The 19,504-nt window shown below is 69.8% G+C and carries 19 protein-coding genes and 1 pseudogene; 9 read left to right on the top strand and 11 right to left on the bottom strand.

Annotated features, from left to right (window positions below; translation table 11 throughout):
- Nucleotides 1-28 precede the first annotated feature (28 nt).
- Nucleotides 29-1,159, bottom strand: a complete 1,131-nt coding sequence (locus ACZ5U5_RS01635) for an NAD(P)/FAD-dependent oxidoreductase (RefSeq protein ID WP_469016846.1) — start codon at nucleotides 1,157-1,159, stop codon at nucleotides 29-31.
- A gap of 316 nt (nucleotides 1,160-1,475) precedes the next feature.
- Here ACZ5U5_RS01635 and ACZ5U5_RS01630 point away from each other — a divergent pair, with 316 nt between their 5' ends.
- A complete protein-coding gene (locus ACZ5U5_RS01630) occupies nucleotides 1,476-2,390 on the top strand; it encodes a LysR family transcriptional regulator (protein ID WP_469014938.1) in 915 nt (304 codons plus the stop codon).
- A gap of 79 nt (nucleotides 2,391-2,469) precedes the next feature.
- On the opposite strand, the gene ACZ5U5_RS01625 is transcribed toward ACZ5U5_RS01630, so the two are convergent.
- The 3 genes from ACZ5U5_RS01625 to ACZ5U5_RS01615 all read right to left on the bottom strand — a co-directional run bounded on the left by ACZ5U5_RS01625 (nucleotide 2,470) and on the right by ACZ5U5_RS01615 (nucleotide 5,889).
- Nucleotides 2,470-3,636 carry an alanine--tRNA ligase-related protein gene (locus ACZ5U5_RS01625; protein ID WP_469016843.1) on the bottom strand — a complete coding sequence of 389 codons (1,167 nt, stop codon included), beginning with the start codon at nucleotides 3,634-3,636 and terminating at the stop codon, nucleotides 2,470-2,472.
- 593 nt (nucleotides 3,637-4,229) lie between these two features.
- The gene (locus ACZ5U5_RS01620; RefSeq protein ID WP_469014936.1) at nucleotides 4,230-5,504 is read right to left on the bottom strand and encodes an APC family permease; all 1,275 of its coding nucleotides are present in this window, start codon (nucleotides 5,502-5,504) and stop codon (nucleotides 4,230-4,232) included.
- Nucleotides 5,505-5,550: 46 nt separating this feature from the next.
- Nucleotides 5,551-5,889, bottom strand: a complete 339-nt coding sequence (locus ACZ5U5_RS01615) for an STAS domain-containing protein (protein WP_469014934.1) — start codon at nucleotides 5,887-5,889, stop codon at nucleotides 5,551-5,553.
- Between the two features lie 564 nt (nucleotides 5,890-6,453).
- Here ACZ5U5_RS01615 and ACZ5U5_RS01610 point away from each other — a divergent pair.
- A complete protein-coding gene (locus ACZ5U5_RS01610; RefSeq protein WP_469014931.1) occupies nucleotides 6,454-6,978 on the top strand; it encodes a hypothetical protein in 525 nt (174 codons plus the stop codon).
- A 40-nt stretch (nucleotides 6,979-7,018) separates the two neighbouring features.
- Here the strand turns inward: ACZ5U5_RS01610 and ACZ5U5_RS01605 are convergent, their stop codons facing one another.
- Together ACZ5U5_RS01605 and ACZ5U5_RS01600 are read right to left on the bottom strand one after the other, a co-directional pair.
- The gene (locus tag ACZ5U5_RS01605; protein ID WP_469014929.1) at nucleotides 7,019-7,498 is read right to left on the bottom strand and encodes a DUF3592 domain-containing protein; all 480 of its coding nucleotides are present in this window, start codon (nucleotides 7,496-7,498) and stop codon (nucleotides 7,019-7,021) included.
- 159 nt (nucleotides 7,499-7,657) lie between these two features.
- Entirely contained in the window at nucleotides 7,658-8,179 is a 522-nt protein-coding gene (locus ACZ5U5_RS01600; RefSeq protein ID WP_469014927.1) for a hypothetical protein, read from the bottom strand.
- A gap of 127 nt (nucleotides 8,180-8,306) precedes the next feature.
- On the opposite strand from ACZ5U5_RS01600, the gene ACZ5U5_RS01595 reads away from it, so the two are divergent.
- Both ACZ5U5_RS01595 and ACZ5U5_RS01590 read left to right on the top strand, forming a co-directional pair.
- The gene (locus ACZ5U5_RS01595; RefSeq protein WP_469014925.1) at nucleotides 8,307-8,903 is read left to right on the top strand and encodes a sugar O-acetyltransferase; all 597 of its coding nucleotides are present in this window, start codon (nucleotides 8,307-8,309) and stop codon (nucleotides 8,901-8,903) included.
- A gap of 11 nt (nucleotides 8,904-8,914) precedes the next feature.
- Entirely contained in the window at nucleotides 8,915-9,541 is a 627-nt protein-coding gene (locus ACZ5U5_RS01590; protein ID WP_469014923.1) for a TetR/AcrR family transcriptional regulator, read from the top strand.
- A 68-nt stretch (nucleotides 9,542-9,609) separates the two neighbouring features.
- Here the strand turns inward: ACZ5U5_RS01590 and ACZ5U5_RS01585 are convergent, their stop codons facing one another.
- Complete coding sequence (locus tag ACZ5U5_RS01585) at nucleotides 9,610-10,521, bottom strand: calcium-binding protein (RefSeq protein WP_469014921.1); 912 nt, start codon at nucleotides 10,519-10,521, stop codon at nucleotides 9,610-9,612.
- Nucleotides 10,522-11,048: 527 nt separating this feature from the next.
- Nucleotides 11,049-11,371: pseudogene (locus ACZ5U5_RS01580) on the bottom strand (lytic polysaccharide monooxygenase); the annotation flags it as partial.
- A gap of 727 nt (nucleotides 11,372-12,098) precedes the next feature.
- Between ACZ5U5_RS01580 and ACZ5U5_RS01575 the strand changes: the two are divergent.
- Nucleotides 12,099-12,818, top strand: a complete 720-nt coding sequence (locus ACZ5U5_RS01575) for a hypothetical protein (RefSeq protein WP_469014919.1) — start codon at nucleotides 12,099-12,101, stop codon at nucleotides 12,816-12,818.
- 237 nt (nucleotides 12,819-13,055) lie between these two features.
- Here the strand turns inward: ACZ5U5_RS01575 and ACZ5U5_RS01570 are convergent, their stop codons facing one another.
- Nucleotides 13,056-15,188, bottom strand: coding sequence for an alpha-galactosidase (locus tag ACZ5U5_RS01570; RefSeq protein ID WP_469014916.1), 2,133 nt, complete (start codon nucleotides 15,186-15,188; stop codon nucleotides 13,056-13,058).
- A gap of 222 nt (nucleotides 15,189-15,410) precedes the next feature.
- Here ACZ5U5_RS01570 and ACZ5U5_RS01565 point away from each other — a divergent pair, with 222 nt between their 5' ends.
- The 4 genes from ACZ5U5_RS01565 to ACZ5U5_RS01550 all read left to right on the top strand — a co-directional run bounded on the left by ACZ5U5_RS01565 (nucleotide 15,411) and on the right by ACZ5U5_RS01550 (nucleotide 18,254).
- Nucleotides 15,411-16,487: an NAD(P)/FAD-dependent oxidoreductase gene (locus ACZ5U5_RS01565; RefSeq protein ID WP_469016840.1), complete on the top strand. Its 1,077-nt coding sequence runs from the start codon at nucleotides 15,411-15,413 to the stop codon at nucleotides 16,485-16,487.
- Nucleotides 16,488-16,668: 181 nt separating this feature from the next.
- The gene (locus ACZ5U5_RS01560; protein WP_469016838.1) at nucleotides 16,669-17,082 is read left to right on the top strand and encodes a DUF6010 family protein; all 414 of its coding nucleotides are present in this window, start codon (nucleotides 16,669-16,671) and stop codon (nucleotides 17,080-17,082) included.
- 391 nt (nucleotides 17,083-17,473) lie between these two features.
- Nucleotides 17,474-17,608 (top strand): hypothetical protein, encoded by a 135-nt coding sequence (locus tag ACZ5U5_RS01555; protein ID WP_469014914.1) that lies wholly within the window; start codon nucleotides 17,474-17,476, stop codon nucleotides 17,606-17,608.
- A gap of 196 nt (nucleotides 17,609-17,804) precedes the next feature.
- A complete protein-coding gene (locus tag ACZ5U5_RS01550; RefSeq protein WP_469014912.1) occupies nucleotides 17,805-18,254 on the top strand; it encodes a hypothetical protein in 450 nt (149 codons plus the stop codon).
- 385 nt (nucleotides 18,255-18,639) lie between these two features.
- Here the strand turns inward: ACZ5U5_RS01550 and ACZ5U5_RS01545 are convergent, their stop codons facing one another.
- Together ACZ5U5_RS01545 and ACZ5U5_RS01540 are read right to left on the bottom strand one after the other, a co-directional pair.
- Complete coding sequence (locus ACZ5U5_RS01545; RefSeq protein WP_469014911.1) at nucleotides 18,640-18,930, bottom strand: hypothetical protein; 291 nt, start codon at nucleotides 18,928-18,930, stop codon at nucleotides 18,640-18,642.
- The gene (locus ACZ5U5_RS01540) at nucleotides 18,920-19,438 is read right to left on the bottom strand and encodes a four-helix bundle copper-binding protein (protein WP_469014910.1); all 519 of its coding nucleotides are present in this window, start codon (nucleotides 19,436-19,438) and stop codon (nucleotides 18,920-18,922) included. Before ACZ5U5_RS01540 ends, ACZ5U5_RS01545 begins: the two co-directional genes overlap by 11 nt.
- Nucleotides 19,439-19,504 lie beyond the last annotated feature (66 nt).

Raw genomic sequence — 19,504 nt, 5'->3', positions numbered from 1 at the left:
TCGGGTGCGGGTACGAAAGGCGCGTGGCTCACACGACGTGGGCCTCGGGGCGGGGCGCGGACCCGGCCCGGAAGCGGTCGGCGCTCATCGGCGCGATGTCGACGCATGGCTCACGACCCAGATGCAGGTCGCGTGCGATCTCGCCGACCGCCGGTGCCTGGAGGAAGCCGTGCCCCGAGAACCCGGTGGCGTAAAGGAAGTTGGGGAGTTCGCCGGAGCGTCCGATCAAGGCGTTGTGGTCGGGTGTGACTTCGTAGAGGCCCGCCCAGCCGCCGACGGTCGGCATGGTGGCGAGGGCCGGGGCGCGCCGGCGTACGACGTCGCGGAACAGGTCGAGCCACTCCGGGGTCCAGGTGGTGTCGAAACCGTCGGCCTGGCGGGGGTCCGCGAGGCCGAGGAGCAGGCCGTCGTCGCTGTTGTGGAAGTACGCCGACGACGTGAAGTCGATGGTGAAGGGGATGCGCGGGGCGGTCGGTGACAGCCGTTTAGTGAAGGCGAGTTGGCGGCGGACGGGCCGCACCGGCAGGTCCACGCCGACCATGGCGCCGATCTGCGCGGACCACGCGCCCGCCGCGCAGATCACGGTGGAACAGGCGACATGGCCGCGATCGGTGTGCACGCTACTGACGCGGTCGCCGGTGGTGTCCATGCCGGTGACGCGCGTGTGCGTGGCGAGGCGGACACCCGCCCGGGTCGCCGCCTCGGCGTAGCCGTGCACGACCAGGCCGGGGCGGGCGTGTCCGTCGTTGGGGGAGTGCACGGCGGCCATGAGGCCGTCGGTGCTCAGATACGGGCAGAGACGCCGGGCCTCGTCGGCGTCGATCATGCGGCTCGGCACGCCCAGACTGTTCTGGAGCCGCACGCTCTCGGTGAACTCCGTGACCTGGCGCTCGCTGGTGAGCAGGAAAAGATAGCCCACGGTGTCGAGCCGGATGTCCGCGCCGGGCCGGTGCGGGAAGTCCTGATAGGCGCGCAGACTCCGGCGGCCGAGCTCGATGTTGAGTGGGTCGGAGAAGTGGGCGCGCACGCCGCCGATGGGTTTGCCGGAGCTGCCACAGGCGAGCTCGCCGCGTTCGACGACGAGGATGTCCCGCACGCCCGCCTCGGCGAGATGGAAGGCGATGGAGGCGCCCATCACGCCACCGCCGACGATCACCACATCGGCGGTCGACGGGAGGGAGCGGAAGGCGGGAGTGGTGGAGGGCCGGGGTACGGAGGACGGGCGGGGTGCGGAAGACGGGCGCGGTGAGTGAGACACGTGAGGCCGATCCTTTCCAGAGGCCGGCGCCCGGAGGGAATGACGTGAGGGGGCGTCAGTTCGCGGGCGTGGCATGGCCGTCAGTAACGTGCGCAGAAACTCAGTGACGTACGGGGCGCCGATCAGCCGGCTGCCCGCCATCGTGACGCAACCCCACCGTTGACGTCCATGAACAGATGCTGCTCCTGATCTTTGACGGTCTCTGTACGGTCGCCTCATGGACTGGACGAGTTCCCAGCTGCGCTCCCTGGTCGAGCTGACCCGGCGCGGCACCATCACCGCCGTCGCGCACGCCCTCGGCTACACCCCGGGCGGCGTATCCCAGCAGATCGCCGCACTGGAGAGGGCCGCGGGCACGCCGCTGCTGCGCCGGGCGGGCCGCCGGGTGGAGCTGACCGACGCCGGGGCCACGCTGGCCCGGCACGCCGAGCGGATCCTGGCCGCGGAGGCCGAAGCCGTCGAGGAGTTGGAGCGCGGTAGCGGTGTGGTCTGCGGCACCCTGCTGGTCGGCCTGTTCGCCACGGCCGCGGCCGAGATCCTGCCGCCGGCCCTGCGCCAGGTGCACGCGGCCCACCCCGAACTCGTCGTGCACAGCCGCGACATGGACGTGGACGAGGTGTACGACGCCGTCGCCTCGGGAGGCGTCGACCTGGCGCTCGGCCTCGACTACCCGGACGTGCCCATCCCGCGCGACGCCGCCCTGCGCGTGACCCGTCTCTACCGCGAGCGCTTCGCCCTCGCGGTGCCCGCCGGCTGGTTGGACGGCCGAGAGCGCGCCGCCCTCGCCGACACCCGGGACCTGGCGTGGATCCTGCCGTCGGCCGACAGCTACTACGGCAGAGCGATCCGCACGGCGTGCCGCCGCGCGGGCCTCGAACCCGACGTGCGGCACGAGGTCACCGACACCGCGGCGACCCTGGCGCTCGTCGAGGCGGGCATCGGCGTGAGCACGGTGACCGAGCTGATGCTCGGCCTGCGCGCCTCGCGCTTCGACGTGGTGCGGCTGCGCGAGCGGGTCGAGCGGAACATCGTCGTGGTGTGCCGCGCGTCCGCCGAACGGCGCCCGGCGGTGGCCGCCCTGGTCGAGGTGTTGCGGACGGTGGCCGACCAGCGGCGCGAGCCGCACGCGTAGGGCCTGCGCCCAGGCGCGAGGCCCGCACCCGCGTGGCCCCCTGACCGGACCACGTCACCCCTCGCGTGACCGGCCCCCGTCACCCCTCGCGCAAGGCCAGGATCAGATCACGCGGCAGACCGTGGGTGTCATGGAGGTAGTGGAAGTCCTCCTCGCCGAGCGGGCCGCGAAACCGTGGCCGGGCCAGTACCTGCCGCCCCCGCTCCAGGAGCTGCCGGAACCGCCGCTCCTCCTCGACCAGCACGCGGTGCACGTCGCCCGGGTCCACGTCCTGACGGAAGTGATCGAGGGTGTGCACCACCAACTCGCGTGGCAGATCTCCCAACTGGCGCAAGTGGTCGTCCCGCCACAGCACGGTCAGTGCACGCCGTACGAGTCGGCGCAGCACGTAGCCGCGGCCGGTGTTGGCGGGGCGTACCCCGTCGCCGATCACCACCATGGCCGAGCGGAGGTGGTCGCAGACCACCCGCAGTGATGTCCCGTCCAACTGCCACAGGCCCGGCACGATACCGCGCCAGGGGTCGAAGAGGTCACACTCGAACACCGAGGTCTTTCCCTGAAGGAGCGAGGCCAGCCGATCAAGGCCGAGCCCGGTGTCGATGTTGCGTTGGGGGAGCGGTACGAGTGACCCGTCGACGAGCCGACGGTGGCGCATCATCACGTGGTTCCACACCTCCACCCAGCGGTCGTCACCCGTCGGCGTGGACTCGGGCGGGGTGTCGCCGGTCCACAGAAAGATCTCCGAGTCGGGACCGCACGGGCCGGTAGGTCCGTTCGACCACCAGTTGTCCTCGACGGTGAGCTCCACCGGAACTCCGCGGTCCTGCCACAGGGTGAGGGAGTCGATGTCGGGCCCGACCTGGTCGTCCCCGCCGAAGGCGGTGGCGTGCAGGAACCGCGGGTCGATGCCGAACCCGTCGGTCAGCAGGTCATATCCCCAGTCAAGGCTCTGCTGCCCTTCGTAGTCGCCGAGTGACCACGTGCCGAGCATCTCGAAGACGGTCAGATGGGTGGAGTCACCGACCTCGTCCAGGTCCGTGGTCCGCAGGCAGCGCTGCACGTTGACGAGCCGCCTGCCGAGCGGATGCGGCTGCCCCTCCAGGAAGGGCGTGAGGGGATGCATGCCGGAGGTGGTGAACAACACCGGATCGCCGGGCGGGGGCATCAGCGTCGAGCCGGTGATCCGGCGGTGGTCGCGCTCCTCGTAGTAGTCGACGAATGTACGGACGACGTCCTCGGTGGTCATTCCGTCGATGCTCATGAGTGGCTCCTTCGCGTGTGCAGCGGGGGGAGGCGCCGGACATCGGGTCCGCCACAGGAGCCGGGGCGGTAGGGCCACGGAAAAACCACCGGCGGACCGTGTCCGGTCGCCGGTGGAAAGGGGAGGTACGTCAGGCGGCGGCAACCGGCGAGCTGGGCGCTCGCGCGGTCGCGGTGGTGAAGAGGCCGGTGACGTTCATAGGGTCGAGGATAACGCGCGCAGATCTTGACGGCACGCGATTTTCGCCGGGCGACGGGCCGGCACCTGGGATCGTCGGGCCGCTCCCCCCGCGCTGCTGCGAACCCGGGCAGCACTGACCCGAGCATGGCCGGCCAGAGCCTTTCGGTTCTGCCCGGCAAGGGCAGTCGTCGGCAAGCAGTACACGGATCATGAAATCCTCGCCACGTGGAGTTCGGCGCGGACGGTGAAGCCGCCCCCCGGCACGCGGTTCCGCGCGCAGGCGGCCGCCGAGGGCGGTGACGCGCTCGCTGGTCTTGTCCCGCGCCGACCGCGCCCGCCGCACCGGACGCGCCGGCTGACCGGTTCGATTCCCGCCCGGCTGTGTACTTCAGCGTCGGTCAGCGCGTCCCGTGACCCGCGATCCTCCGGCGTACGAAGTAGGCGACCGCCCCGAGCGCCAGGACGACGGCGCCGGAGATGACCGAGCAGAGCGGGAGGCTGAGGGCGAGGAGCAGGCAGCCGGCCAGGCCGATGGCGGGGACGGCGCGAGGCGGGCGGCCTTCGGAGAGTGGCAGGGTCCAGGCGGCGGCGTTGGCGATGGCGTAGTACGCGAGTACCCCGAAGGAGGAGAAGCCGATCGCTCCCCGCAGGTCGGCGAACGCCACGAGGGCCACCACGACCGCACCGACGGCGAGTTCGGCCCGGTGGGGAACGTGGAACCGCGGGTGGACGGCCGCCAGTGCGTGCGGCAGATGATGGTCGCGGGCCATCGCCAGCGTGGTGCGCGAGATGCCGAGGATCAGCGCGAGCAGGGAGCCGAGCGCGGCGACGGCGGCGCCGACACGCACCAACGGCGCCAGTTCGGGCACCCCCGCCGCGCGCACCGTGTCCGTGAGCGGGGCGGTGGTCTCGGCAAGGCCGCCGGGGCCGAGTACGGCCAGGACGGCGGCGGCGACCGCGACGTACACCGAGAGGGTGATGCCCAGGGCGAGGGGGATGGCGCGGGGAATGGTGCGCCGCGGATCACGCACCTCCTCGCCGAGGGTGGCGATGCGCGCGTAACCGGCGAAGGCGAAGAACAACAGTCCGGCAGCCTCCAGCACGCCACCCACACCGGCGTCCCCGCCCAGCTCCAAGCGGCCGGCATCGGCTGCGCCACTCGCGTAGGAGGCGACGACGACCGCGGCGAGGACCGCGAGGACGAGGGCGACGACGCCGCGGGTCAGCCAGACGGTCCTCTGGATTCCCGCGTAGTTGACGGCGGTCAGTGCCACCACGGCGGCGATCGCGACGGGACGTTCATGACCGGGCCAGGCGTAGGCGCCGACGGTGAGGGCCATGGCCGCACAGGAGGCGGTCTTGCCGATGACGAATCCCCACCCGGCGAGGTAGCCCCAGAACTCGCCGAGCCGTTCGCGGCCGTAGACGTAGGTCCCTCCGGAGGCGGGGTAACGGGCCGCGAGCCGTGCCGATGAGGTGGCGTTGCAGTACGCGACCACCGCAGCGATGGCGAGGCCGACGAGCAGGCCCGAGCCCGCGGCGCGGGCAGCCGGAGCGAACGCGGCGAAGATTCCCGCCCCGATCATCGATCCGAGGCCGATCACCACCGCGTCGCCCACTCCGAACCGTCGCTCCAGCCGGGGAGCGCCCGCAGCGGAGGGCGGAGTGCTCATGTGCGTCTCCTCAGCAGTGCAACAGCCGGCCTCTCCACGCCCGCAACTACCACACGTGAAGGATCGCGGCGGCGTGGCAGCATGGCGGAGCGTGTCGAGGGTGCAGATGCAGGTGCAGGCTGTGCTCGTTGCGCATGATCACTTGTTCGACGGGGGCGCTGATGGCGATCAAGCCGAGGCTACCCCGGGCGGTCTCCAGCGCATGCCGCAGACCGAGAAGCATGTAGAGGCTGCCGTTGTCACACCAGGCCACGTCTCTCGCATCCAGGTGTAAATGCCGGTGGCCATCCTCCACGTGGGTGATGGCCAGATCGCACAGCATGTTGACGCTGAGCACATCGAGTTCACCGGCCAGTTCGAAGGTGAGCGTGTCACTGCCGTCCATGGCCGCCAGGACCCGCACCCTCAGCCGTGGCGGGTCAGCCTCGTGCCAGGTGCGAGTGGAACCTTTCCGCATGATCTGCCCCGCGTTGCGGGGCTACGAAAACGAATGGGGGGCGGAGGAAGCGGTCAGGGATCTCGCCTTCGGTCTTTTCCGGCCGAACAGTCGGCTAGCGGAGATGCGAAGACGGTTTCCGGCAAGCACCTGCCGGTTTCCGGCATAGTTTACTCATGGCGTCGGGGGCAGGGAATCTGCTCGGGCGGATGAAAGATTCGCAGCGCAGAGCGCTCACGGGGCGGAATCGAATACGCGTTAGGGCATGTGCGGCAATGGATCGCACAATCAGCAAGTATTCGCACCGGTGGGCGATTTCACTTTCCGTGCCGCTGCTTTGTTGTCGCCTCACCCGCTTGGCCACCTCACCGCCCCGCCGCTCAGAAGGAAAGTGGCCGAGGGGCAGGTGACCGAGCGGGCGGGCCGAATAATTCACGGGCGATGCAGCCGCCATCCGTCCTATCGTGACCGCTGCCGCCCACACCGAGGTGGCCCGATCGGAGAGGCGGCAGAGTGCCGGACGCGTACGAGGTCATGCTGGACGCCGAGTTGAGCAAGGCGTTCGATGTGTGGTCCGGATATCTGGACGCCCGGACTGAGGAGGATCCCCAGGTTCGTGCCCGACTGTGCTCCATGCTGGACTCGGCCCGCGCCTCGGCCACGGAAGGCGACCTCGCCGCCGCACGAGCCCTGGTGGCGGACATGTACGACGACGCCCGCGAAGCCGCCCTTCCCTGGGCTCCTTCGCGGCCTCGCCCTTGTGAGGCGGACCGGCAGACGCGCGACTACGCGAAGGACACGCTGAGGCAGGTGCTTCCTCTGCGCCTGCGGGACCGCCTCGACCACGTTGGCCTCTTCCTCAGCGTCACGAGCCGCAACCTCATGGCTGCCCCCGGCCTCGACGACGCCACCCGCCAGGACATCCTCTACATCAGCGCCCGCGCCGCGATGGCCCTGGACCTCGCCCACCCCGCGGCGGCCGGACGCGAACTGGAACGCCTAAAGGCGATCGCGCGGCGTTGCGGCATTGCGGCGTGAAAGCCTGAGGGCCTGAGTGACTCAGAGGCGTCCGACCGCGCTACGGACGCCTTCGCCCCGCCACCGCGACGGCCGTTCCGATCCCCGCGATCACGAAGCCGACCCCGCCGAAGATCAGCGGCAGCAGCCAAAGCGAGACGAATCCGTTGATCCGTGCGTCCTCGGGGTCGTCGGCGCGGTACAGCACCTCGACCTGCTCACCTCGGTCGTACGACGTAGGGTTGGAGCCCGTCGAGCTCTGGAACTTCCTCGGCGTGCCGTCCGCCGCGGTGAACTCGACCACCGGGTACGCCGCAGGCTCGTCATTCCCCCGGTTCTTGTGGGACGTGCCGCTGCTGTCGCTGCGCCACTCCAGCGCCACCACCGTGCCCTTGGCCCGCTCGGCATCCGCCAGGAACGAGATGGACACCCCCGCCAGGATCAACCCGATGACGGTGAACAGCGTTCCGAACGCGATCGCCCCGAAGGCGATCCACCGACGGGCGCCCCGCCCACGTACCTGCATCTGCACGACGTGCACGACATCCCTCTCACCTGCGCAAAGCAGTTTGTCCCAAGCAACTCGAGCAAAGGAGAGGGACGTTATCCCAGAGGGTTTCGCCGCCGACGCCCGCCCCCACTCCCGACCCCGGACCCGGACCCGGCCCATCGCTCTGCGAGAGGGGGCGCCGCCCGCGCCCTAGCTCTGCAGAGAGGAGCGCATGTAGCGAAAGCGGTCGATGGAGCGGCGACGCATCCAGACGACCCAGCCACAGAACCCGATCAGGCCGACCGCGACTATCAGGGGAGTGGTCAACGAGCCGGTGGCCGCCCCGAGGGCCAGCATGCCGACGGCGATGAACACCATGGAGCCCAGCCAGTACGGCAGCCACTTGCGGGCCCGTTCCATCTGCCCCAACTGCTGGGCGACGAGCCGCCTCATGGAAGCCTGCTCCTGGGGTTCGCTCGGTACCTCGCGATGGCGGATCTTGCGGCTGAGTTCGGCGACCCCGCGAGCGTCGGTACCGGCGGCCCGGCCGGCCTTGCGGCGCTGTACGGCCACGACCGTCATCGCGACGGCGGTGTAGAGCATGCTCTGGACGATCCACACGACCGGATGCTCGTCCAGGCGGAACAGAGCGGTGATCCCCACTCCCAGCACGAAGACCATGGCTGCCTGTGCGGCCAGACTTTGGTCGAGCCAGCGCTTGAAGGCGCGCATGGAACGTACCTCCTCGGAATCGACGGAAACCGCAGCCGCTACCGAGTACCCCGCACGGGCAACCCCATGAGCTGCCAAGGGAATTGGGAGCGTACGTCCGTACCTTCCGGAGTGTACGATCGTACGCATGCCGACGGATACGGATTACTTCGCGGACGACCCGCGCAGCAACCTGGAACGCATGCTCGCGGGCGACCTCTACATCGCCGACGACCCGGACATCGCTCGCAGGCAAGAGCACGCCATGCGGCTCGCCGCCCGCTATCAGTCCGTGTTCCTCGAGGACGCGGGCGAAGCGCGGGCGGTCCTGGCCGAACTCCTCGCCTCGGTCGGCGAGGGGGTGGAAGTGCGGCCGCCGCTGTACGTCGACTACGGCAGCAACATCTCCATCGGTGCTCGCACCTTCGTCAACTATCACCTCACCGCACTGGACGTCGCCCGGATCACCATCGGTGAGGACTGTCAGATCGGCCCCAACGTCCAACTCCTCACCCCCACCCACCCCGTGGAGCCGCAGCCGCGGCGCGACAAGCTGGAGGCCGCGCTCCCCATCACCATCGGGGACAACGTCTGGCTCGGCGGTGGCGTCATCGTCTGCCCCGGCGTGACGATCGGGGACAACAGCGTCATCGGTGCCGGTGCGGTGGTCACGAAGGACGTACCCGCCGACGTAATCGCCGTCGGGAACCCGGCCCGGCCCGTCCGGCCCGTCCGAAGCCTCTAGGAGGCGTCGCGATGGCCACCGGACACGCGGACCCCCGGCGTCGCGAGCGCATCCTCGCCGCCACTCTCGATCACATCGCCGACGAAGGCGTCGCCGGTGTCTCCCACCGCAAGATCGCCACGCGTGCCGCTGTTCCGCTCGGCTCGATGACGTACCACTTCACCGGCATCGATGACCTGCTCCGCGAAGCCTTCACGCTCTTCGCCGACCACATCGTGGCCCTCTTCGAACGGCACTTGGACCACGCGGACAGCCCCGAGCAGGCACGTGAGGCTGTCACCGACCTTATCCACGCACTTTCGGAGGGGCCTCGGCGCGACCTGATCCTCACGCAGGAGCTCTACACCCTCGCTGCCCGGCGCCCGGAGTACCGGGAGCTGACTCGGGCGTGGATGCGGGGCAGTCGGCGCCTGCTGGAACGGCACTTCGATCCCGACACCGCCCGGCAGCTCGACGCGCTCATCGAGGGGCTCACGCTGCACCGGGCCTTGGACGGAGTCGACAGCGGCGACGGCGGCAACGACTGCGATGGCGGGAGTGGCGGCGGCAACGGTGCGTCGCGCGGTCGCGAGCTGACGCGCCAAGCGGTCGAGCGCATCACCACCACAAACACGGAAACCGCCTCGACGTTGTCATAGACCCAAGTGGACGTGGCAGGGCACTGGGCGCGGTCGATGGCGCAGTGCCCTGCCGACGGCGAGAAGTGTCAGTCCTGGTGGACGACGTTCCTGCCGGGACCACCGGAGAGTGTGTCCTGGCCGACGCCGCCGTACAGCTGGTCGTCGCCGCTGTTTCCGTACATCGTGTCGTTGCCGCTGTCGCCGTACAGAACGTCGTTGCCCTTGCCGCCGTAAACGAAGTCGTCGCCGGCTCCGGCGCGGATCGTGTCGTTGCCGTCGCCGCCGGACAGGTTCTGCCTCTCCGCACCGCCCTGGATCACGTCGTTGCCCGCGCCGCCGTCGACGGCGCCTTCGTCGCCTTCCGAGTAGATCGTGTCGTTGTGGTTGCCGCCCTGCGCGACGCTGCCGCCCGCGGCGTGGAGGGTGTCGCTGCCGTCACCGCCGAGAACCACCCCGGCCTCACCGACGGTCAGGTCGTCGTCGCCCGTTCCTCCGATGACGGAGTTGCCGTCGACGCTGCCGGTGTGGGTCGCGGTGTCCTTGCCGCCTCCCAGGTCCGCCGAAGCGAAGTAGTACGTCTGGTCGGTGGTGTTGTCGTAGGCGAAGGTGTCGTCGCCGTCGCCCAGGCTCAACTTCAAGGTGGCGTACGGGTCCTGGGTCTCCAGGGTTGCGACCGTGCAGGAGACGCTGGTGCGGTCCGCGCTGTCGGGATAGGAGCAGCCTTCTCCCGCCTTGATCGCAACGGCGTCGTCGATCACGTAGGTGATCTCTTCGGAGCCTTCGGATATGGACGCCGTGACCGTGACCTTGTTGGTCTGACCGGTGGCAGCGGTGTAGACGATCGCGTGATCGCTCGCGCCGAACGCGGCCGTCGCTTCCGATGTCGCGGCAGCCGCGGTGCCCGCCAGGAGGAAGGGCGCGGCCAGCCCCGTTCCGAGAGCCAGCGTCACCGCCGACGCTGTGCGGATGACCCGGTGGCGGCTGAGGTGAGAGGGCATGACAAAACCTCCGTGAGGCATACGTGGTCCTTGCAATTACGTGTGACCGACGGGGTTTGAGGTTGGTTGTAATGCGGTGTGTGGTGGGTGGGTGCGCTGATTCGCGGAGCAATTGGCGCAAGTGGCCGCTGGCCAGCGGAGTTTGCTTGCTCATTCGGGGCGCGACAATTCGCCGTAAGGCGCGGTTGGGCAGAAATTCACGCTGCGGGCGAGACGCTCCGGCTCATCACTCACTACTCACCCCTCGCCACTTACCGCTCCGTGTTCGTGCGAGATCCGGAGGCGGCGTTCTCGATGTCCGGGGTGGCGTCGGTCGCGGAGCGGGACCCTGCCGAGGAGTGTCCGTCCTCTCCTTCAGGGGTGCCATGCTCCTCGTGGGCCTGGTGCGCCGCCTCGGCCTGCTTGGTGTTCCCCCTGCCGGCGCCGAGCGCGGTCACCGAGGCACCGGACCGTTCGCCACCGGTCAGTCCGGTGACCTCGCCGTTGCCCCCGTCGAAGACCACGTCCGAGCAGGAGAAGAAGCCGTTCTCCAGGTCGGACCAGCCCAGCGGCTGTTCCGGGTTGTAGCCGTCCTTGGTGACGTACACCTTGAACGCGCCCGGATGGTGCGCCCAGTTGCTGTAATTCATCTCGATGGTGGCGCCGCCCGTGAGATGGGTGACGGGCCAGTCGGTGCGGGTGGCGTTGTACGGGGCGAAGTCGTACGGGCTGCGGTCGCCCGCGCTGCACAGGGTGCCGTCCGCGACGTACCCCTCGCCGCGGCCGCCCGCGTTGGAGTCGAGTACCGCGAACCAGTGGACAGCGGGGTGGTGCCCGCCGCCTGAACTGCCGCCTTGTAGGCGGGGTTTGACGCAAGGCGCCTGGCGCGCACCGAACTCCGTACGCGGGCTCGCAGTCGTGCTCCGGCGGGTATGGGGGAGCGGGGGATGTTCATGGGAACGTCTCCTTCGGGGAGTTTCCGATGAGCGACTCACCCCGTGGTCGACACCGGCCCCGAAAAAATTGCCGCCGTTTAATAGGATCACTTCGTGTGCTTCTACGCGATGACCTATTACAAGCTGCACTACGCGTGTCCATCGTGTCGTGTCAGCTTCAAGCGGCATGCGAACTCGCCGAAACAGCACCCGTGCCCGAGCTGCGACCGACCCCTTGTGTGTGCCGGTCACGACTTCGCTCCGCCGCGCAGGCGCGATGTCCGCGGATGGTCGGTCGTGGCCGCGGTCCTGGACGCAGGGCTGCGGTACGAAGGGCGCGAGGCCTGCGGGTGCGGTAAGGAGCCCAAGTACCGTCCGCGCACGCGTGCCGAACTGCGGGTGCGTGAGGTCGCTGCGGCGAGGGACGGGCTGCCGTTGACGGAGACGCTGGCCCGTCCGGATCCGTGGATCCCGAGGGCAGAGTGGAGCGCGATCGGACCTGACGTGAGCGGCAAGACCGACCATCGCCCCGCCGAGATGTCGGCGTCGTGGTCGGCGAATGGTCCGCCCTCTCGTACGTCGAGGCCAAGGGCTGTCCCGCGATGATCGGCTGGTGCGCCCGGCCTCAAGGGCGCGGAGCCAGGGCGGCATGATGTCCTTGTGATGAACAGTGCAGACCTGCAGCCTGCCCGGATAGCGGGTTACGACGGTGGCCCCCTCACGTACCAGGCCAGGCTCCTGGACGAGCCGCTCTTCTGGCTGGGGCATCTCTCCTCGTGTATCCAGAGGGAGGAGGCGGAGGAACTGCTGTTTGGCGGGGACTATGACGCGGCCGGAGACTTCCAGCGGCAGCTCTGGGAGCGAGCCGAGTGGCCGGCATTCACGGTTCCGCTCGCTGCTGATCACCGTCTTCACGTGGTCTACCGGACTGTCGCGGACGATACCGGAACCGACTACCTCCTCCACCACCCCGACTGGGGCCAGGCCGAGATCCTCGCCCGGGATGACGGGCACTTCATGGGCCCGGGCCTGTCCTGGCCCGAGGTCGTGGCAGCTGCGGACAACATGCTGCCCGGCGGCAGCACCACCGATCCCCACTCCCGTTTGTTGCTCCTGCTGCCTGCGTTCGGCGACGATGCAGTCCCTGACGAGGCTGTTGGCCGCCTGGCGGGTGCGCTACGCGCCCGTACGAGCGTGGAAGACCCCGAGACCCTCGCCTCTGCTCTTCTGGAGGATCAAGGGGTCCCCGGCCCCGCGCACTGGACGGTAGCCGGGCACGGATTCTCCGTGAACGATGGCGAATACTCCTTCCGCAACCCCACCAACCTCTTCGCCCTGCCAGTTGACCACTTGGCTCGGGTGGCCACAGCGCTGGCACCTTGACCCGCACGCCAATCTCCAACGGCGAGGGCGGTGTTTGAAATCATGCAGCCGTGACTGCTGTGATCACGGCTACGCAGCCGGCGTGGATAACGCAGCTGACCGCTCCACCACGCCATGTTCGGTATTGCCAGGATGTACAACCTCGCACTCGCCGGATAGGCAAGCGTGCAGCACGGCGGCCCACCACGCCCGAGGCATCAGAGATCATTCACGGGACAGCCCTTAGCCAAGGCCTCGTCAGGGAACCCGCACCAAGTGCACCGCCGCACTCGCCCAATCACCCTGTGGCAGCTCGGGCCGTAGTCCGTAGTCGCTCAGGACCGCCGCGGAATGCACCGCGCCGGTGTGGGTGTCGCGGTAGTGGGCTGAGGGGGCCAGGCCGGCGAGGCGCAGGGGTGGGCTCGTTGTGCCGTGGCGTGGGGCGCGGCGCCAGATCAGGAGCAGGGTTTCGTCGGCGTTCGTCGCCGTGTACTGGACCGCGGTCGGGCCGTCGTCGACCGGGCCGCGTGGCCGGTGGAGCGTCCCGTGCTGGACCAGGTGCCGTACGCGTTTGTACTGGGCCACCAGGCGTGCCCCTTCGGCCAGTTCGTCCTCGGACCAGCGGGTGAGGTCGCCGCCGAGGCCGAGGACCCCGGCCATGGCGACGTGGAAGCGGTAGCGGAGCGGCACCGAACGGGCGGTCAGCTGGTTGGGGACATCGGTCACCCAGGCGGCCATCGTCCCGGCCGGGTAGATCTGGCCGTAGCCGTGCTGGATGAGGACACGGTCCGCCGCGTCGGTGTTGTCCGACGTCCACGTCTGGTCGGTGCGGGACAGCATCCCCAGGTCGACCCGGCCTCCACCGCCGCTGCACGCCTCGATCCGCAGGCCGGGGTGGTCGGCGCGGAGGCGGTCGATGGCCTCGTAGAGGTGGTGGACGTACGTGGTCCAGACGCGCTCCGCGCCGTCCGCGCCATTCGCGCCGCCCGGCCAACCCGCCTCCGTGAACGGCCGGTTCATGTCCCACTTGAGGAAGTCGATCCCGTGCTCGCCCACCAGGCGGGTCAGCCAGCCGTAGGCCCACTCCGCGACGTCACGGCGGGCGAAGTTGAGCACCAACTGGTTGCGCAGCTCGGTGCGGGCGCGGTGCGGGAAGTGCAACACCCAGTCAGGGTGGCGGCGGTGGAGATCACTGTCCGGGTTGACCATCTCGGGCTCCACCCACAGCCCGAAGCGCATCCCGAGCCGGTGCACCTCGTCCACCAGGGGCGTGAGGCCGCGTGGGAAGCGGTCCGGCGACGGCGTCCAGTCGCCGAGCCCCGCGGTCTCGTCGCGGCGCGCGCCGAACCAGCCGTCGTCCATGACGTAGAGCTCCGCGCCGAGCGCCGCCGCGCGAGTCGCCAGGGCCAGCTGGCCGGTCTCGTCGACGTCGAATCCGGTGGCCTCCCAGGAGTTGTAGAGCACCGGACGTATCTCATCTGGGTGGGGCAGCACATGGGCGCGTACGTACGCGTGCCAGGCGCGGCTCGTCGCGCCGAAGCCGCCGTCCGTGTACAGGCCTGCGTGCCGTGGCGTGGTGAACTCCTCGCCGGGAGCCAGAGGTTGGGTCAGGCCCTCGTGTCCGGAGCCGCCGGTGAATCCCGCCCTGCCGTCGGGAGTGCGCTGTACGGTGACGCGCCAACTCCCGCTCCAGGCCAGGGCCGAGCTCCAGACCTGGCCGTGGTCCTCGGTCGCCTCGCCCGCGTCGAGCATCACCAGGGGGTTCGCGTGATGGCTGGTGATGCCCCTGCGGCTGGTCAGCACCGTTTCGCCGAACGGCAGACGGTCCCGGTGCAGTTGGGTCTCGGCGGACCACTGGCCCGTGACATGGCTGAGCCGGTAGTCGTCCCTGGCAGGCAGGGTCCACGCGGCGGAGTCGGCGCGCAGCAGCGCCATGGTCTCCTCCCCGGTGTTGCGCAGCACGCACCAGCGCTCGATGACGTCGCTGTCGTCGTGAACGCGGTAGTGGAGGGTGACCTCCAGGGGGTGGTGGCGGTCGCGGAACTCCAGGGCAAGTTCCGAGGATCCCGGAGCGGGCTCCTGTACGCGGTGGCCCGACGCCTCCCACTCGAAGGCGCGGGTGCCGTCGGCGAAGCGCACCTGTAGCGAGGGGGTCCCGTACCGCGCCCCGCCGTCGACGGGCAGTTCCTCGCCGACCGGTGGCCGCCCCTCGAAACTGCTGGCGGGCGGGGCCGGGGCAGCGGCGAGTTCATTTGCCTGCGCCAAGGTCAGCCGCGGGCCCCACGCGAGATGGCAGGGAGCTCCCGTCTCGTCGATGCGGAGGGCGTAGGACGTGCGCGGGGTGCGGAGCAGCCAGACGCCGGTCTCAGGGGCGAAGGAGATCACAGGCATGGATCCTCACGTTCGGAAGCGCGTCGAGAACATGCTGCTGCCGCGACCGCGTCGCCCGCCACCGTTATTCGATCATCCACTGGGGGCCAGCGGGCATCGTTGCCCGACGATGCGGCAACTTTGCTGGAACGGCAAGGAAGCTTGCCGTTCCGTGGTGGTCGGGCGCACGGTGTCGGCATGACTGAGACGCATGAGCGAGACATCGCTGACGTGGAAACTGACATGCAAGCTGACGTGGACGTGGACGTGGACGTGCTGGTGGTCGGAGGTGGCGCGGCCGGGCTCTCCGCAGCGCTGACCCTGGCCCGGGCCAGGCGGTCCGTGCTGGTGGTGGACTCCGGGGAGCCGCGTAACGCCCCCGCCGACGGGGTGCACGGATTCCTCACCAGCGAGGGCCTCGCGCCCGAAGAACTGCTGCGGACCGGCCGGGAGGAGGTCGCGGGGTACGGCGGGCGGATCGTGTCGGACCTGGTGACGCGAGTCCGGCGAGTCGGCGAGCGCTTCGTCGTGGAGACCGCCGGCGGGCGCAGCCATCGCGCGCGGCGGTTGCTGGTGACGACGGGGCTCGTCGATGAACTGCCTGATGTCAACGGCGTACGCGAGCGGTGGGGCCGTGACGTCCTGCACTGTCCCTACTGCCACGGCTGGGAGGTGCGCGACGAGCCGATCGGCGTCCTGGCGACCGGCCCGATGGCGACGCACCAGGCACTGCTGTTCCGGCAGTGGTCGTCGGACGTGACGCTGTTCCTGCACACCGCGCCCGAGCTGACCGAGGAGCAGTGGGAGCAACTGGCCGCCCGTGGTATCGCGGTGGTCGACGGTGAGGTGGCCGGCCTCGATGTCGAGGACGACCGGCTCTCCGGCGTACGACTGACCTCGGGCAGGCGCATTGCGGTACGGGCTCTCGCCGTGGCGCCGCGGTTCGAGGCGCGCGGCTCGGTGCTCGCGGAACTCGGCCTGACGAAGGTCGAGCACCCGATGGGCGTGGGGAGTTACGTGGAGTCGGACGCGGCCGGGTTCACGGGCGTCGCGGGGGTATGGGCGGCGGGTAACGTCACCGACCTGGTGGCGGGAGTCATGGTGTCCGCAGCCGCCGGCATGACGGCGGCCACGGCCATCAACGCCGATCTCGTGACCGCCGACACCGCGGCGGCGGTGGCAGCGCGGCGTGCCGCGGATTACTTCGGACCGGCTGCGGAAGCCGCCAACAGCCGTCGTGTACTGGGCGAAAGGCGGCACGGGATCGAGTCGGTCCTGGCCGCCGAGGAGGCGCGCCACGGCGAGAGCGCGGGGCGGTGATGGTTCGAGAGGGTAAGTGTCACCGCGGCTGGCGCTATTCCGTCGAATCCAGTCACTAATGCCACTGGGAGGCGGTCGCGGACCCGGATAACTTCGGCGGTGATCCCGAGATCCCGAGATCCCGGCGACGACCGGGACGCGCACCGCCACCCGAAGGAACTCCATGCAGGTCATGCAGGTCATGCCGTACGTCGCACCGATCCTGATCGGCGTCATCTACGCCCTCGTGATGTCCCTGATCCGCGAACCGCACCGGCGCCGCTTCAACGCGATCATGGTGGCCGGTGCGGGAGCGGCCTACCTCAGCGGCGGCGGCCTCGGTGGCTGGGAGTTCGTGTTCACCGCCGCCGTCACCTACTGCGCCTACCGCGGCCTGGAGTCCTGGACCTTCATCGGCATAGGCTGGCTGCTCCACACCGCATGGGACCTGGTCCACCATTTGAAGGGCACCCCGATCATCCCCTTCGCCCACGACTCGTCGCTGGGCTGCGCCATCTGCGACCCCGTCATCGCGCTCTGGTGCTTGCGCGGGGGCCCCTCACTCATCGAACTCATGCGAGGCCGGACCGGCAAGAGCGTTCAGCCGGAGATCTGATGGGGCTGCACGACTGGATGGTCGCCGCGATGCGCGATCGCGCCGCAGGCAAGACGGGGATCGACGTCGACTGCATCGAGCGCAGCGAGGAGAACATCGGCGCCACGATCATGGGCCGCAACATGTTCGGACCGCAGCGCGGGCCATGGCAGGACGAGTCGTGGCGGGGCCGATGGGGAGGGAATCCGCCCTACCACCAGGACGTGTTCGTGCACACCCATCACCTGCGGCCCTCGCTCACGATGGAGGGCGGGGCCACCTTCCACTTCACTGACGAGCCTGTCGAGGCGGTCCTCGCACGGGCCTTCGAGGCGGCGGCGGGACGTACGCATCGGAGGCGGTTCGGCCCTCGTGCAGCAGTACCTGCGCGCGCGGCTGATCGACGAACTGCATGGTCGTCGTGCCGCTGCTGGTCGGCAGGGGCGAGCGGCTGCTCGACAACGTCGGCGACGGCATCGACGGCTACCGGGTGACCGACTTGGTGAGTTCCGCGGCGGCGACCCACGCCTACCTGGTCCGGCGGTGACCCGGACCGCGAGGCCGAGAGGCAACGCCGGGGGCCGTGCGGGCAGTTGCGGCACTGTGGCTGATTCTGCCGGATTCCGTTACGCGCTCTCCGGGTGATCGCAATGTCGGGTGCATACGTTTATGTTCCTCATTGTGCGGCTCGTCGCACGACGAGGAACGCGTACCGACCGACAGCCAAGGGGATCACTGCCGCCATGCGAAACAACCGTCGCAGCCTTCTGCGTACCACCGCCGTCTCCGCTCTCGTCGGGTCGGTCCTGTTGATTCCCACGACCGCCGCGCTCGCCGCAGGTGCCGACCCGGAGCCCCGGCCGGCGCAGCCCGCGGCGGCCGAGCCCGTCCCGGCCCAGCCTGCCGCGGCCACGCCCGTCGCGGCCTCGCTGACGGCGAAGGCGTCCGTCTCCCATGTCCGCGCGTGGCAGGAGCTGCGGATCATGGGCAAGGCCACCGGGCTGAAGGCAGGCAGCAAGGTGACCCTGCAGCAGAAGCAGCACGGGGCGTGGAAGGCCCTGCCGGCCGACACGGTCACCAACCAGTCCGGGAGCTACGGCTTGCGCGTCAAGCTCGGCCTCAAGGGCAAGAACGAACTGCGCGTCGCGAGCGGCGCCACCGTCTCGCCGGTCGTCACGGTGACCGTGAGGTGACGCGCGGATCCGCCGGCCCCACGCGGGCCGGCGGATCGTGTGGGACCGCGCGTCAGGCCCCGGGCGCGCGCACGACGAGCAGGTAGTAGTCCATGTGGTCGCGGCAGAAGGAGCGGTAGGGGGCCATGAGCGGATCAGTGTAGGCCGGGCCTCCTTTCCGAACCGCTCCTCGATCTCGTTGCGCCGGTCCTCGTAGAGCACGCGCATGAGCTCGCCGCACGGCGCCGAGTTCGCGGTCATGTCCCGTACGGACTCCACGCGGAAGCCTGCCTGTTGGACCTCGTCGATGAGGGTGGCGAAGGGGCGGAGCGGGGGACAGGACCACATCCGGGTGAACGCCGTCACCTCCCGCTCTCAGGCTCAGCCGACCGGCGCCCGGCGGCGGTCAGTCTCGTTCCGCGCGCCCCGATGCCTCGGCGGACCCCTCGGCCACGGCGTGCGCGTCGACCTGCCGTTCCACCTCACGTGCCTCGTCGGTCAGCATCCGCAGTCGCGCCTCGGCCTGATCCGCGCGGGCCTGGAGGCGGGCGGTGTCGTCGGCGATGACCTGGCAGGCCAGCTCCATCGCTGCGTCCACGTCCTCGGCGGAACCGCGCTCGGCCAGCTCTTCCAGTGCGCCCTTGACCGCGGGGATGCCGCCGCGGGTGTGGATGTCGTTCCAGAACTCATAGTCCATCCGGGCATTTTGCCGGATCCAGGACCGCGGGGCGAACCGCGCGCGTGCCCCCGGATCCGCTCGCGGACGCGGCTTCCCGGCCGGGCCAGGGTCGGGTCAGGCCCGCAGGCTCCGCAGGACCTCCGTGACACGCCGATGCCGCGCTGTCGGTGGCCTCCGAGCAGAGGCGGCAGTGCTCGTGCCGCGGCGCGTGCTGAGCGCACAACTCGTGGCTCTGCTCGCACGCGATCGCGCACGCCTCCAACTGGGCCATCAGGAGCGCGGGATGTGCGTCCGTGCCGCGCGTCAGGACAAGCCGCGTGGCGGCGGCCACGTCGGCGCAGTTCAGGTCGCGGTTTATGGCGGCCCGCAGGTCGTCGGCCGCCTTCTCGGCGAGCATGCCGACCGCGCAGGCGGTGACGGCCAGTTCGCACGCCGAGAGGGTGTCGACGGCGGTGGCCAGGGTCTGGTTGTCGAGGTGGTCGGCACGAGAGGCAAGGCTGTCGAACAACTCGCGTGTCTGGAGCATCGTGTCTCCAACGGGCAGTGTGGAGGGGTCCCGGTCGGGGGGGGCCGGTCCTGAGGACGCCCGGAC

Source organism: Streptomyces sp. NPDC033177, from assembly GCF_055577715.1.
The sequence above is the reverse complement of the archived record's forward strand: the minus strand, read 5'-3'. Positions and strand labels throughout refer to the sequence as shown.